The organism is Mycobacterium tuberculosis complex sp. N0072 (genome assembly GCF_030323725.1).
Taxonomy (GTDB): domain Bacteria; phylum Actinomycetota; class Actinomycetes; order Mycobacteriales; family Mycobacteriaceae; genus Mycobacterium; species Mycobacterium tuberculosis.
Window position 1 is genome coordinate 2,303,455 of the sequence record NZ_CP040689.1, and the last position, 13,315, is coordinate 2,316,769.

Here is a 13,315-nt window from a genome sequence, read left to right on the forward strand (position 1 = left end):
GACGGGATGCCCGGATCACGTGTCACACCACCCGCGCACCCTTGCGGAAGAATATCCGTAAGTCTAAACTTACGGTTCGTGTCCACTTACAGATCACCGGATCGCGCTTGGCAGGCGCTGGCGGACGGCACTCGCCGGGCCATCGTGGAGCGGCTGGCGCACGGCCCGCTGGCCGTCGGCGAGTTGGCCCGCGACCTGCCCGTCAGCCGACCCGCGGTGTCACAGCACCTCAAAGTGCTCAAGACCGCCAGGCTGGTGTGCGACCGCCCCGCGGGAACACGCCGCGTCTACCAGCTCGACCCGACAGGCCTTGCGGCATTGCGCACCGACCTCGACCGGTTCTGGACACGCGCCCTGACTGGCTACGCGCAGCTCATCGACTCCGAAGGAGACGACACATGACACGCCCGCGAACCGATGCCATCCACCACCACGTTGTCGTCAACGCCCCGATCGAGCGTGCGTTCGCCGTGTTCACCACGCGGTTCGGCGACTTCAAGCCTCGCGAGCACAATCTGCTTGCTATCCCGATCACCGAGACGGTATTCGAATGCCATGCGGGAGGCCATATCTACGATCGCGGTGTTGACGGAAGCGTGTGCAAATGGGCGCGCGTGCTGGTCTATGAACCGCCCAGCCGGGTGCTATTCACGTGGGATATCGGCCCGACTTGGCGGCCGGAAACCGATCTGGCCAAGACCAGTGAGGTCGAAGTCCGCTTCACCGCGCAGTCCGCCGAGACGACACGCGTCGACCTCGAACATCGCCATCTCGACCGACACGGTCCGGGCTGGGAGTCGGTCGCCGACGGCGTTGACAGCGAGGCCGGATGGCCGTTATACCTACGCCGCTATACCGACCTGCTCTGCATCCAGGTGCAGCCATGATCGCGGCAGACGACGATACCGAGAAGTCCATGATGGACATGGCCCGCGCCGAGCGGGCCGAACTAGCGGCGTTTCTGACTACCCTCACACTGCAGCAATGGGAAACACCCAGCCTGTGCGCCGGGTGGAGCGTCAAAGAAGTTGTCGCACATATGATCAGCTACGAAGATCTCGGCGTTTTCGGGTTGCTCAAGCGCTTTGCCAAAGGCCGGATCGTCCGGGCCAATGAGGTGGGTGTCGACGAATTCGCTGGGCTCAGCCCACAGGAGTTGGTTGACTATGTCGGCCGGCATCTCCAACCGCGTGGGCTGACAGCGGGTTTCGGCGGAATGATCGCCCTCGTCGATGGCATGATCCACCACCAGGATATCCGCCGCCCGCTCGGTCAGCCCCGCACCATCCCCGCGCAGCGACTTGACCGCGTGTTGCGGCTGATGCCGAAGAACCCCAGGCTGCGAGCTCGGCCACGCATCAAAGGGCTGCGACTGCGAGCCACCGACCTCGACTGGACAATCGGCACCGGGCCCGAAGTAACCGGGCCCGGCGAAGCCTTGCTCATGGCAATGGCCGGCAGGCCAGCGGCGGTCAGCGACCTCTCCGGCCCCGGAAAGCCCACGCTAGCCGGACGACTCGGTTAACGACAGCTACAGCGACGGCGTGAACGGGCCGCCGCAGTCAGCCAGATAATCGGCGTAATTCCAGTTCGCCAAGAACTTTTGACCCGCCTGAAATCCGCGTTGGTAAAGAGCCTCGCGTTGTTCGGCGGTGATGTCGAAGTCGATCGGACTCACGTCGTGGGCGGGCACGAAGATGGTGCGCCGAACGGTACACGGATCGTCGATGTAGGCGTTGTCCTGATTGCTCACCAGTGTTTCGATCGCCGCGATGCCCAACGACACTGGCCCTTGGACCGGCCGGGTAGGTGGAATGCCCGGACGCGCTGACAACCTGATCCCGAACGTGGGCCATCGCGGTTCAGCGTCGGTTCGGTCGAACAGCGCCACCGGAAAGTTCGACAGCAAGCCACCGTCGACCCAGGTAGCGCCGCGCACCCGAACAGGCTCGAACACAAACGGGATCGCCGATGAGGCGTGCACCGCACGCGCCACCGAGAAGTCGTCCGGGTGGATGCCGTAGGAGTCCAGGTCCCACGGGATGCGAACGAGTCGGCGACGGGATAGGTCGCTGGCGGTGACCACCAGCGACCAGGCGAACTGTTCGGGTGCCTCGCCGGTGCGCAAGTCGCCAAAGGTGTGCACGCCTAGGTCAGCGAGCAAACCGCCGAGCAGCTGTTCCAGATAGGCCCCGCGGTAAACGCCGTCCGACAACAGCAGAGAAAGTCCCCCGCCGATCAACGGCACGTGTCCTATCAGATTGCGGTCGAGGAACTTCGGGTAGTCGATGCTGCGCATCATCTCGGCAAGCCGCGTCACCGGCTCACCGGCCGTTTGTAGGGCCGCGACCAGCGACGCGACGATCGCACCCGCGCTGCTGCCCGCCACCCTGGGAAATCGGTAACCGGCATCGGCCAGCGCGTCCACCGCTCCAACCAACCCTATCCCCCGGACCCCGCCGCCTTCACACACCAGGTCGACGCGTGCTGTGCTCACCAGCGCCACGTTAGCCCGGAATCCGACGCCCGTCGACGGCGAAGAAGTGCAGGTGTCCCGGTGTGGGACATAGCCGCACGCGACTACCCCGCTCGGGCGGGCCGCGGCCGTCCACTCGAGCGACGATTGACTGGTCCATTTCGCAGCCGCCCGACACGATTCGGCCATACAAGTAGGCGTCCGCTCCAAGTTCTTCGACCATGTCGACGTCCATCTCGATGCCGGCGCCGCCCAGCTCCAAATGTTCGGGGCGAACACCGATAATGACCTCGGCTGCCGTACCGACGACCGCACGCGGCAGCAGGATCTGCCAATCACCCAGTGACACCGTGGAATCGGCGATGGAAAGCCTGAACAGGTTCATCGCCGGGGAACCGATGAACCCCGCGACGAACACGTTGCCCGGGTTGCGGTAGAGCTCTCGAGGCGAAGCACACTGTTGCAGCACACCGTCAGACAGCACCGCGACGCGGTCACCCATCGTCATGGCCTCGACCTGGTCGTGAGTGACATACACGGTGGTCGTACCCAGTTGCCGTTGTAACGCGGCGATCTGATTGCGGGTTTGCCCGCGAAGTTTGGCGTCAAGATTGGACAGCGGTTCGTCCATCAGGAATACCTGTGGGCGCCGCACGATCGCACGACCCATCGCCACCCGTTGCCGTTGGCCGCCGGAGAGATCTTTCGGCTTGCGATCCAGATAAGATTGCAGATCAAGCAATTTCGCTGCGGCAAGCACCCGCTCGCGGATCTCGGCCTTGCCGATCTTGGCGACCTTCAACGCGAAGCCCATGTTCTGCGCCACCGTCATGTGCGGGTAGAGGGCGTAGTTCTGGAACACCATGGCGACATCACGATCCTTGGGATCGACCTCGGTGACGTCGCGCTCGCCGATCCGGATACGCCCACAGTCCAGCGTCTCCAAGCCAGCCACCATCCGTAACGACGTCGTCTTGCCACATCCGGACGGCCCCACCAGGACAACGAACTCGCCATCGCCGACGATCAGGTCGAGCCGATCCAGGGCCGGTCGGTCCGTGCCGGGATAGCGCCGGGTTGCCTGCTCAAAACTCACCGAAGCCATGGTTACCCGCCGAGCCCAGTCACCGCGATACCACGGACAAAGGAACGTTGTGCGACCGCATAAAGGATGACCAACGGCACCAGCATCAGCATCGACGCCGCCATCAGCACCGGCCACCGGGCGACGTATTCGCCCCGCAATCGGACCAGGCCAAGGGTGAGCGTCGCCAGGCTGTTTCGCTGGATCATCAGCAGCGGCCACAGAAAGTCGTTCCACACGTTGACCCAGGTGAGCACACCCAGCACCAGCACCGCGGGACGTGAATGCGGCAGCAGAATCCGCCAGTAGATCTGCCACGGCGAGCAACCGTCGAGAATCGCGGCTTCCTCGAGATCGGTCGGCAGCGTGCGGAAGAACTGCCGCATCAGGTAGGTACCGAACGCGCTACCGAACAATCCCGGCACGATCATCGCCCACGGCGTATCCACCCACCCCACGATCCGCATGAGAATGAACTGTGGGATGACGGTCACCGTCAACGGCACCATCAAAGTGCTCAAGTACAAGACGAACAACGTATCGCGGCCCCGGAACTGCAGTCGCGCGAAGGCATAACCGGCCAACGAGCAGAAGAAGACCTGCCCGGCGGTGACACATCCGGCATACAGCACGGTGTTGAAGAACATCCGCCAGAACGGCATCAACGCGAACACCTCGCGGTAGTTGGACCATTGCGGATGCGACGGGAACAGCGTCGGCTCGGTCACCTCGCCGTCCGCCTTCAGGGAGCCCGACAGCGCCCAGATGATAGGGAACAGCGCGCACCAAGCGATCCCGATCAGTCCCGCGTACAGGGCAAGCCCACGAATGAAGTGGCGGTGGACTATTCGATCAGCCCAGCCCACGGGACGCCTCCCAGGAGCGCCGGTGCGTAATTCGCAACTGCAGCACGGTCAACACCAGCAAGATGGCGAACATCACCCACGCCAACGCGGACGCATAGCCGAATTCCAGGAACGAAAACGCGTGCTGGAACAGCATGATGCCCAAAACATAGGTAGCCGTCTCGGGACCACCGTTGGCACCGGTAAGGACGTAGACAAGGTCAAACGCCTGGAACGCGTGGATGATCGATATGACAACCACGAATGACAATGCCCCCCGGATCAGCGGTACCGTGATGGACACGAACTGGCGAATCTCGCCGGCACCATCGATCCTGGCCGCCTCGTACACAGTCTCCGGAACCCCCTGCATCGCGGCCAGCAGGACGACCGTGGCGAAGGGCACACTGCGCCAGACGCTGACCAGGCAAAGCGAGACCATGGCCCATCGGGGTTCGATTAGCCATGGGATGGGGCCGATTCCCAGCCAGCCGAGCATGATGTTGAGTAGGCCATTGTCGGTGTTGAAGACGAACTGCCAGACGACCGCCATCACCACCGAGGAAATCGCCAACGGCAAGAAGACGACCGTCCGAAAGAGGCTGATGCCTTTGATTTTCCGGTTTAGAAAGGCGGCGACGACGAGGCTGACGATAACGGTCGGTACCACGGTGCCGACGGTGTAAACCGCGGTGTTGACCACGGCGATGAGAAACAGCGGATCAGAAGTGAAGAGGTTTCTGAAATTGTCCAACCTCACGAACGTCGCATGCGTAAACAAGTCCCACTTCTGAAAGCTCATGTACAGCGAGAATCCCAGCGGAAACAGCATGAACACCACAACGGCAGCCAAGTTCGGCGCGACGAACATACGCCCCGCCCACGCGCGTCGCCCCCTGCGCCGTGTCATGGATTGCGCAGCACTTCATCGACGGCCTGTGATAGCCCGGTCAGCGAGGTCGCCGGCCGGGATCCACGCAGCACGGGTCCGAAGTAGCGGTCCATCAGGGCGGCGATCTTCTCCCAGGCCGGGGTCACCGGCAAGCCTTCCGAATAGGCCGGCCCCTCGCTGAGCACGGCAAGATTGCCTACCCTGCGGTGGGCGTTGGCGAATCCGTGCGAGTTGATCGCCGATCTCAGCACCGGCACGAACAGGCGGGATTCGCCGATCAATGCCTGCCCCACCGGGCCGGTCGCGAACTTTACGAATTCCCACGCCTGGTCCTTGCGTCGACTGGTCGCCGCAATGGCCAGCCCGGTGACACCGATATCTGAACAGGCGGCTCGTCCGCGCGGACCGATGGGCAGTGGGGCGACGTCGAAGTCCAGACCGTCGGCACGGTCGAACGTCTGATATCGCCAGTGCCCGGCCAACGCGATCCCGGCCTTGCCCACAGAAAACAGGTCCGCCGTCGACATCGACTGCTGCTCAGCAGCGCTGGGGGCCACCTTGTGCTTGTTGGTCAGGTCGGCGTAGAACTGCACCGCTTCGAGGAACCCGTCGTGGTCGAAATTGAGGTGGGTGGGATTCATCCGCGGAACCGACCACGGTACACCGTTATTCATGGCGAACAACCCGGCAGCGTAGAACGAGACCCACGCGTTGACGAAGCCCCATTGCCTGTCCCGTCCCGACCGGCCCTGCTTGGTAAGCGCCTGGGCGGCATCCAGGAATTCGGCGAAGCTCCATGGCCGTTCCCAGCTACCGGGCGGCGGTGGCACGCCGGCGTCGTCGAATAGCTGTTTGTTGTAGAACAAGAAGTTGCCGGACCATTGCTCCGGAAAGGCGTACTGGCCTCCGTTGAACGTGAAAGTCTCATACAGGGCCCCGATGCTGTCCGATTTCAGCTCCGCGGCGAAAGCCTGGTCGCGCGCCAATAGCGTGTTCAGGTCAAGCAACACCCCCCGGTCGGCCAGTTCGGCATAGGTCAGTTCCCATGCCATCAGCACATCCGGACACTTGCCACCCGCGCAAAACGTTGCGAGCTGCTGCATGACGCCGGGTCCGGACAACAGGGCCCGTACCTTGATATCGGGATAGCGCCGCTGGAATTCGTTGACGACGCGCATCCGGGGACGGAGCTCGTCCGGATTGGCTGCAAAAAAGAAAGTCAACGCGTCATCGTCATCGGCAGCACACCCAGCGGCCCAGGGAGCCAGCGAGGCCGCAGTAAGCGCGCCCGCACCCCGTAACAGACTGCGCCGCTCGAACGGCTTATTGACCATCGTGCTCCCGATTTTGGGTCCTGTGGTACAACGACCGTCAGGCTGGGAAGTACCGAATCCGATTGATCCGGTTGCCGCGCCACGGCACGTCGGCGAACATGATGCCGCGCCGGTGGTCCGACGCGAGCGACACCGCGACGGTGGATCCGGCACCGGTCACCTTGGTCCAGCTAGCCCCGCGCAGCTGCTCGAACAGCTCGACAATGTCGAGTAGCTCATCCTCGCCTAAAGTCATTGTGGCAGTGCGTGATAACGCGTGATACGCAGCGGACTTGTCTGCCCGGGACGCGGCGTTGAGGAACGTTTCCACCAGCTTCTTGTGCCGCCGGCCCGCCCGGCGAAAGCCGGTCAGGAATCCTGCGGTGCCGCCCAACCCTTGATTGCCTAGCAGCGCTCGCGACAGTTGCAGGGCGGGTCTTGTGGCCCCCGATCCCGTGCGCAGAAACTGCAGCATCATCGCCGGCAACTCCCAGTACGCCCGCAGTGCGGCAATCTGCCACTCGCCGGTAACCGGTCGTAGGTCATAGCGTAGGAAGGCGGGAATGAACACCGTCACAGCCGAGTCCATCGCGACCTCGAGTTCGAGATCGCGCAGCACCACCGTGCCGGAGACGATATCCAGATCGCGATGGAACGTGATATCCCGCGGCCCGATGAAGGTGTCGTAGAAGCGGCCGATGGCCTCATGCCCCACCTGCGGCTGCGAACCCACCGGGTCTTCGACCCGCGCGTCACCGGTGAACAACCCGACCCAGCCGGCGCGGTCGTGCGCGGCGGCCGCTTGCGGCGAGCGCTCCACCGCCGCCAACAGTTCATCCCGGTTCGGCGGTGCCATCAGGAGCTGCAAACCAACTCGACGCTGGCGGTGCGCATCTCCTCCAGCGCGGCGACGGTGGTATCGGCCGACACACCCGCTGTCAGGTCCACCAGCACCCTGGTGGCCAAGCCATTGCGTACCGCGTCCTCGGCCGTCTGGCGCACACAATGATCGGTGGCAATACCGACCACATCGACCTCATCGACGCCGCGTTGCCGCAGCCAATTCAGCAGTGGCGTGCCGTTCTCGTCGACTCCTTCGAAGCCGCTGTACGCTCCGGTGTAGGCACCCTTGTAGAACACCGCCTCGATTGCCGACGTGTCCAGACTGGGATGGAAGTCCGCGCCGGGAGTACCGCTGACGCAATGCGGTGGCCACGACGAGGAATAGTCCGGTGTGCCGGAGAAGTGGTCACCCGGGTCGATGTGGAAGTCCTTGGTTGCCACGACGTGATGGTAGTCCGCCGCTTCGGCCAGGTAGTCGCTGATGGCGCGGGCCAGCGCGGCGCCACCGGTTACCGCCAGCGAGCCACCCTCGCAGAAGTCGTTCTGCACGTCGACGATGATCAACGCCCGCATACGTCCACCATACGTTCGGGCGACTGCCCGGGCAGTTTGCCTACCGACGCGGCAGCCACAGATATAGGGTCCATGACGCCGCGACGATCGCGAACATGACCAGCTGAGCGGCGGCCACCCAACCGGCGGGATAGATCACGCCGGTGATGTAGTGAGCGACAAATCCGTCCGGTGACAGAGGTGTCATCGCGGCCTTGGTGCGAGCCCAGCGCTCCACCCAGGTCAGCGGGCAGTCGACCCGCTTAGCGGCGATGCCGATCCCCCATATCACCGCCGGAACATGCAGCCACATCGTGCGTCGCCACCGCAGGGCAAGGAAACCGCCGGCAAGGACGTAAGCGATGAAAGCGAAGTGCATTACCACCGTTGATACAACGACGGTTTCGTACATCTCTCGGGTTGCCTTTCCAGGTCGCGGCGCTCCGGCCACTGACAGAAAAGGTTCAATTCGCCAGCGAAAACCCGTCCCATGCGATCCGGCGGTGCTGATGCGGATCGAACTCGATGCGGCACCTGCGGTCGAAAACCAGGACGGCACGGTCGTCTTGGGTGTAAGCCGGCCAGTCGTCGCCCGGAACACCAATTTGGCTGAAACAACGCCAGCGGCGTTGCACCTCGTTGCTGACCCGAAGGGCGGCACGGCGGTCGGCGGCGGCGGTCAGCAATGCGCCAAATCTGGTGCGATAGATGTCGAAGACGGCAAACAGTTCGGTGGCATGGGTGGCGCCGAAACCCGACCAGCGCAGCGTCCGTGGCGCGTAGTCATATCGGTATAGGTAGGTGGGCGCATTGGCGCCGTGAGCCTCGGCGATCTGCCAGGCCGCCGAGCTAAAGGCGAAGTCACCACCGAGCTGGATGCACGCCGAGGGCGCAGGGTAATTCGGGTAGGCGGCGGTAATGCGTTCACGATCGGCCGGTTTCATGCCCGACAGTAGCTCTTCAACCATCGGTTCGTTGGTCGGCAGCATCCCCAGAAAGCGGGTGAACAACCGACCCTCTTCGGCGTTGGTTCCCACGATCAGCGGAACCGCGTGCACCCGGCCGGACCGCATCGCCTCGACGGGGTCCATGGGCAGGTAGTCGTCGCCGAACACCGGACCAATCGGGAAGGCGCCCAGCCTTTTCCGCATTCCCTGGCGAATCAGGTGGTGTTGGGCTTCCACCAGCTGCGCGGGGGACGCCTGCATCAACGCATTGGCGGCATCCTGGGTACGCGCGCCGATCAGATTGGCAAAGCGTGCCGCGAACTCGGCGGCCACCTCGCGCGAACGCACCATGCCCGCCGCTGGGCTTTCCGAGATCGCCCTGGCGAATAGGCCTTTGGCGGCTGGCACCGCCAACAGTGTGGCGGTGATATGCGCGCCCGCGCTTTCGCCGAAAATGGTGACATTGCCTGGGTCACCGCCGAACTCCGCGATGTTGTCGTGGACCCAACGCAACGCCAACACCAGGTCGCGCAGGTACACGTTGCTGTCGAGGGTGATCTGCGGTGTCGACAAGGACGACAGGTCAAGACACCCCAACGCGCCCAGCCGGTAGTTGACCGACACGTACACGCAGCCGCGGCGTGCCAACGCTGCGCCGTCGTATATCGGGGTTGCCGAGCTGCCCAGGATGTAGCCCCCACCGTGGATGAACACCATTACCGGCAGCGGCTGGGTGGCTGGCTCTTCGGGTGTGACGACGTTGAGGGTGAGACAGTCCTCGCTGCGGGTCTGGTACCTGCCGATGCCCATCACGGTGTAGCGGCGCTGCTGAGGAGCGCAGTTGGCAAACGTGTGGCAGTGCCGTACGCCCGGCCAGGGCTGCGCTGGCTGCGGCGCCCGGAATCGCAGCGAGCCCACCGGCGCCCTGGCGTAAGGGATTGATCGCCAACGGTGCACACCGTCGCGCGTGAAGCCTTCAACGATGCCGGTGGCCGTGCGGGCGCGCACGGTGCGCTCGTGCATAGACCCGACGGTAGCCGACTCCAGGGCCACGCGGCATGCGCAGTGCAGGAATGGGGGCGGGGCGGCTAGCCTGTCGGGATGCGGATCGCCGCGCTGGTCGCAGTGTCGTTGCTGATTGCGGGGTGCTCGCGCGAGGTCGGCGGTGATGTAGGGCAGTCGCAGACCATCGCCCCGCCGGCGCCCGCCCCGTCGGCGGCGCCGTCAACACCACCGGCCGCAGGAGCGCCGATCACCACTATCGTGTCTTGGATTGAGGCGGGTCACCCGGTTGATCCCGCCGCCTATCACGTCGCCACCCGCGACGGCGTCACCACCCAGCTTGGCGACGACGTCGCGTTCAGCGCTTCGTCGGGCACGGTGGCCTGTATGACGGATGCCAGGCACACTAGCGGCACCCTGGCCTGCCTGGTCCGACTCGCGAACCCACCACCCCGGCCCGAGACGGCCTACGGCGAATGGAAGGGCGGCTGGGTCGACTTTGACGGCATCCACCTGCAGGTCGGGTCCGCCCGCGCCGACCCGGGCCCGTTCGTCTACGGCAATGGACCCGAGCTGGCCAACGGGGACACGCTGTCGATCGGGGACTACCGCTGCCGCTCCTATCAAGCGGGCCTGTTCTGCGTGAACTACGCCCATCAGTCCGCGGTCCGGTTCGCCAGCGCCGGGATCGAGCCGTTCGGCTGCCTGAAGCCGGCGCCGCCACCCGACGGCGTGGGCGTTGCGTTCGGCTGCTGAGGTGCACCCGTCACAAGCTGACACGACGAACTAGGTTCAGCGACTGAGATCGCTTCCCGGAAGCGCCGGCCCATCTTCGGACGCCAGCTCAACCACATGAATTTCCCCGGTAGCCCCGTCGACCTCCACCAATGCTCCTGGTGGCAGAAACCGGGTAGCTCCCTGGGCGTCGACCACGCAAGGGAATCCGAACTCGCGGGCGACCACCGCGGCATGTGACATCGGGCCGCCGAGCTCGGTCACCACGGCGGCGGCGTAGCAGAAGGCCGCGGTGTATCCGACGTCGGTGACCTCGGCGACCAGAATCTCGCCGGGCTGCAAATCGTCGATGGTCTCCGGACGCACGATCCGCACCCGGCCGCGCACCCGTCCGCCGCAGACGCCGACTCCGCGTAGAGTGTCCCCGGCTGCCAGCGCCGCCGCCGACGAAGGCGACGGTTCCCAGCTTCCGCTGAACACCGTGGGCGGAACGATGCCGGCAAGCCTGCGCTGTTCGGCACGGCGCCGAGCCACCAGCCCCGACACGTCTGCCGGCAGCGCATCGATTTCATCGACCAAGAGGTAGAACACATCGTCCGGGGTGTCGAAGACGCCGGCCTCGGTCAGCCGGCGCCCGTACTCCCGCAGCAGAGCACGCAGCACCCAGATGGCACGCACCATCCTGTCGCGGCGGACCTCGCGGTCGCGGAGCTGGCGGGCCGCCAGCAACGCAACGGGCTTGGCCCGCAACGGAATCACCGGCGTCGGCGGTTGCGGCGCTGGCACCGCACGTAGCGTCTTGGCTACCATCCGCACCAGCAACTCGGGGTTGTCGGCATAGCTGGTGGCGGCCATCTCGACTTCCGCCGGACCGCGGTGCCCGATCAGCGTCAGCTCGGCCAGCACCGCGGAATGGAACTCCGGCGCCTCGACAGCTAGCTTGTCCAGACGCTCCCCCGGCTCGGCCAGCAACCGAATCACGACCGGATCCCGCCGTGCCGCGGCCACCAGCCGCTGCACCGCCTCCACCGATCGCGCGCTGACCAACTCCGGCCCGGCCGCCGGTGCGGTGTCCCGCCCGCACAATCCTCGCAACAACACGTTGAACGCCGCACACAGCATGAACGACCCCGAGGCCAGCACCCAGCCGTGCACGACGTGGTCACGTGCCAACAAGATCAGGCTCAACAACCGGCGGTCGTCGTGGGTAGCGAGGTTATCGAAGGCGAGACGCTCCAGGCGATCGACGTCGGCGACATAGGCATCGGTGTCGCGGGGTGAGCCGGCGGACAGGCCCACCAGGTTGACGCCGAACACCCCGATATTGCGTAGCGTACGTAACCACCTGCGGGCACGGCTGGATTCCGATGGCGGTCGCTGCGCGCCAAAGATGGGCAGCGAAGCCATGCTGGGTCCGAAGAACCCGCTGTTGCTGACGATCGTCGCCGGCTTGGCGAAGGGGACGGTTGCTGCCATGAAATGCGCCGACGTGATGGCCCCGTACAGCCGGTGGGCGAACACCGCGACGGTCCGCATGGCGATTTCGCGCTGGATCACCCCGCTGGGCCGCAGCCGCTCGGCGATGCCCACCCCGCCGGCACGCAGGCCCCGCACAGTCACCGATGCCGACGACGGCGAGAACGGGCCGGGCAGCGCCTCCGAGAGGTTGGTGGCCAGATAGGTCGGGAAGCGCGGGTCGATCGGCGTGTCGAACTCGCCGTTGGCCCCTTCTGGGCCGGCCAATCTGGGTGCGACACCGTCGTCTGCCGGGGAGTCGACCGCCGGAAGGTCCTGGATGTTAGCCAGCCGCCAAGGCAGGGAAAATGTTCGCTTTCCCAGACCGATCCGGCCACGCACCGCCAGGGTGAAGTCTTCGAGACACTCCTCGGCGTTCCAGGCCGGCTGGAATCCCCAGCGGTCACGCAGGAGCGTGACATCCATCAATGGCGCGCTGTGCAGGAGTTCGAGTTCGGCGAACGAGGTGACACGTCGTAGCACTGGGGAGCCAATAGGCACCATGGGCCGCCCGAGCGCGGCCGCAATGCGCCGAAACGTCAACTCGCCAGGGGCGGCGAGATTAACAGGGCCGCTGTCGATTACCGTGTCCAGTAGCGCGCGAACCAACAGCCGCTGCGCGTCGTCGGAGTGGACGACTTGTACGACGCGATCAGCATACCCGGCGGGTAACACCGGCAGAGCAAACAGCCGCTGCACCCAGTTGTCGACATTTCGACCGAAAATGAGCGCGCAGCGCACGGCGACCCATTCCAGGCCGCAGTCGGCCAGCATCTGCTCGACGCGGGGTTGGTGACCGCTGGACGTGAAAACGATGCGCCCGGTTCCGGTCTCGGCCATCGCCTTGAGGACATTGGCGGTGCCGTCGATATTGATGTGGTCGTTTCGGCCACGCACCCACGCACAATGCGCGACCACATCCGCACCTGTCATAGCACTTTCGACGGCGGTGGCATCCCGGATATCGGCCGCAATGAAATCCGCTGAGCTCGGCCAGCTGTCCGGTCGATGACGTGCGATTCCGACGACCTCGTGACCCTGACTCAGCAATCTGGCGGTCAGGCCGCGGCCGAGAACTCCGCTGGCCCCGGTGACGGCGATTCTCACGGTC

General features: G+C 64.8%; 14 protein-coding genes. 4 read left to right on the forward strand and 10 right to left on the reverse strand.

The window, feature by feature from the left end; all coding sequences use genetic code 11:
• Positions 1-78 precede the first annotated feature (78 nt).
• Genes FF952_RS10800 through FF952_RS10810 form a run of 3 tightly spaced genes read left to right on the forward strand, consistent with a single transcriptional unit; the run spans position 79 to position 1,525 of the window.
• Positions 79-402 carry an ArsR/SmtB family transcription factor gene (locus FF952_RS10800; RefSeq protein ID WP_003410200.1) on the forward strand — a complete coding sequence of 108 codons (324 nt, stop codon included), beginning with the start codon at positions 79-81 and terminating at the stop codon, positions 400-402.
• The gene (locus FF952_RS10805; RefSeq protein WP_003899141.1) at positions 399-887 is read left to right on the forward strand and encodes an SRPBCC family protein; all 489 of its coding nucleotides are present in this window, start codon (positions 399-401) and stop codon (positions 885-887) included. Before FF952_RS10800 ends, FF952_RS10805 begins: the two co-directional genes overlap by 4 nt.
• A complete protein-coding gene (locus FF952_RS10810; protein WP_003410207.1) occupies positions 884-1,525 on the forward strand; it encodes a maleylpyruvate isomerase family mycothiol-dependent enzyme in 642 nt (213 codons plus the stop codon). Before FF952_RS10805 ends, FF952_RS10810 begins: the two co-directional genes overlap by 4 nt.
• 6 nt (positions 1,526-1,531) lie before the next feature.
• On the opposite strand, the gene FF952_RS10815 is transcribed toward FF952_RS10810, so the two are convergent.
• Genes FF952_RS10815 through FF952_RS10855 form a run of 9 tightly spaced genes read right to left on the reverse strand, consistent with a single transcriptional unit; the run spans position 1,532 to position 9,975 of the window.
• Positions 1,532-2,506, reverse strand: a complete 975-nt coding sequence (locus FF952_RS10815; protein WP_003410214.1) for a patatin-like phospholipase family protein — start codon at positions 2,504-2,506, stop codon at positions 1,532-1,534.
• Between the two features lies 1 nt (position 2,507).
• Complete coding sequence (locus tag FF952_RS10820; RefSeq protein WP_003410218.1) at positions 2,508-3,581, reverse strand: ABC transporter ATP-binding protein; 1,074 nt, start codon at positions 3,579-3,581, stop codon at positions 2,508-2,510.
• A 2-nt stretch (positions 3,582-3,583) separates the two neighbouring features.
• Positions 3,584-4,426 carry a carbohydrate ABC transporter permease gene (locus FF952_RS10825; protein ID WP_003410221.1) on the reverse strand — a complete coding sequence of 281 codons (843 nt, stop codon included), beginning with the start codon at positions 4,424-4,426 and terminating at the stop codon, positions 3,584-3,586.
• Positions 4,413-5,315: a carbohydrate ABC transporter permease gene (locus FF952_RS10830; RefSeq protein WP_003410224.1), complete on the reverse strand. Its 903-nt coding sequence runs from the start codon at positions 5,313-5,315 to the stop codon at positions 4,413-4,415. The genes FF952_RS10825 and FF952_RS10830 overlap by 14 nt, the downstream gene beginning before the upstream one ends.
• On the reverse strand, positions 5,312-6,631 hold the full coding sequence (locus FF952_RS10835) for an ABC transporter substrate-binding protein (protein WP_003410228.1): 1,320 nt from the start codon (positions 6,629-6,631) through the stop codon (positions 5,312-5,314). The genes FF952_RS10830 and FF952_RS10835 overlap by 4 nt, the downstream gene beginning before the upstream one ends.
• A gap of 37 nt (positions 6,632-6,668) precedes the next feature.
• Entirely contained in the window at positions 6,669-7,466 is a 798-nt protein-coding gene (locus tag FF952_RS10840; RefSeq protein ID WP_003899143.1) for a ketosteroid isomerase family protein, read from the reverse strand.
• Positions 7,466-8,026 carry a pyrazinamidase PncA gene (gene pncA / locus FF952_RS10845; protein WP_003410243.1) on the reverse strand — a complete coding sequence of 187 codons (561 nt, stop codon included), beginning with the start codon at positions 8,024-8,026 and terminating at the stop codon, positions 7,466-7,468. Before pncA ends, FF952_RS10840 begins: the two co-directional genes overlap by 1 nt.
• Before the next feature lie 40 nt (positions 8,027-8,066).
• The gene (locus FF952_RS10850) at positions 8,067-8,417 is read right to left on the reverse strand and encodes a DUF2784 domain-containing protein (protein WP_003902241.1); all 351 of its coding nucleotides are present in this window, start codon (positions 8,415-8,417) and stop codon (positions 8,067-8,069) included.
• A gap of 52 nt (positions 8,418-8,469) precedes the next feature.
• Positions 8,470-9,975, reverse strand: coding sequence for a carboxylesterase/lipase family protein (locus tag FF952_RS10855; RefSeq protein WP_003916923.1), 1,506 nt, complete (start codon positions 9,973-9,975; stop codon positions 8,470-8,472).
• 78 nt (positions 9,976-10,053) lie between these two features.
• Between FF952_RS10855 and FF952_RS10860 the strand changes: the two genes are divergently transcribed.
• A complete protein-coding gene (locus FF952_RS10860) occupies positions 10,054-10,710 on the forward strand; it encodes a hypothetical protein (protein ID WP_003899146.1) in 657 nt (218 codons plus the stop codon).
• A 36-nt stretch (positions 10,711-10,746) separates the two neighbouring features.
• Here FF952_RS10860 and FF952_RS10865 read toward each other — a convergent pair whose 3' ends face one another.
• Complete coding sequence (locus FF952_RS10865; RefSeq protein ID WP_003410309.1) at positions 10,747-13,311, reverse strand: sugar epimerase family protein; 2,565 nt, start codon at positions 13,309-13,311, stop codon at positions 10,747-10,749.
• Between the last annotated feature and the right edge of the window lie 4 nt (positions 13,312-13,315).

Coding starts and splice junctions, on each gene's coding strand:
- FF952_RS10835 (WP_003410228.1), bottom strand. CDS start 6,631: ATGGTCAATAAGCCGTTCGAGCGGCGCAGTCTGTTACGGGGTGCGGGC.
- FF952_RS10855 (WP_003916923.1), bottom strand. CDS start 9,975: ATGCACGAGCGCACCGTGCGCGCCCGCACGGCCACCGGCATCGTTGAA.
- FF952_RS10810 (WP_003410207.1), top strand. CDS start 884: ATGATCGCGGCAGACGACGATACCGAGAAGTCCATGATGGACATGGCC.
- FF952_RS10820 (WP_003410218.1), bottom strand. CDS start 3,581: ATGGCTTCGGTGAGTTTTGAGCAGGCAACCCGGCGCTATCCCGGCACG.
- pncA (WP_003410243.1), bottom strand. CDS start 8,026: ATGCGGGCGTTGATCATCGTCGACGTGCAGAACGACTTCTGCGAGGGT.
- FF952_RS10850 (WP_003902241.1), bottom strand. CDS start 8,417: ATGTACGAAACCGTCGTTGTATCAACGGTGGTAATGCACTTCGCTTTC.
- FF952_RS10805 (WP_003899141.1), top strand. CDS start 399: ATGACACGCCCGCGAACCGATGCCATCCACCACCACGTTGTCGTCAAC.
- FF952_RS10860 (WP_003899146.1), top strand. CDS start 10,054: ATGCGGATCGCCGCGCTGGTCGCAGTGTCGTTGCTGATTGCGGGGTGC.
- FF952_RS10830 (WP_003410224.1), bottom strand. CDS start 5,315: ATGACACGGCGCAGGGGGCGACGCGCGTGGGCGGGGCGTATGTTCGTC.
- FF952_RS10840 (WP_003899143.1), bottom strand. CDS start 7,466: ATGGCACCGCCGAACCGGGATGAACTGTTGGCGGCGGTGGAGCGCTCG.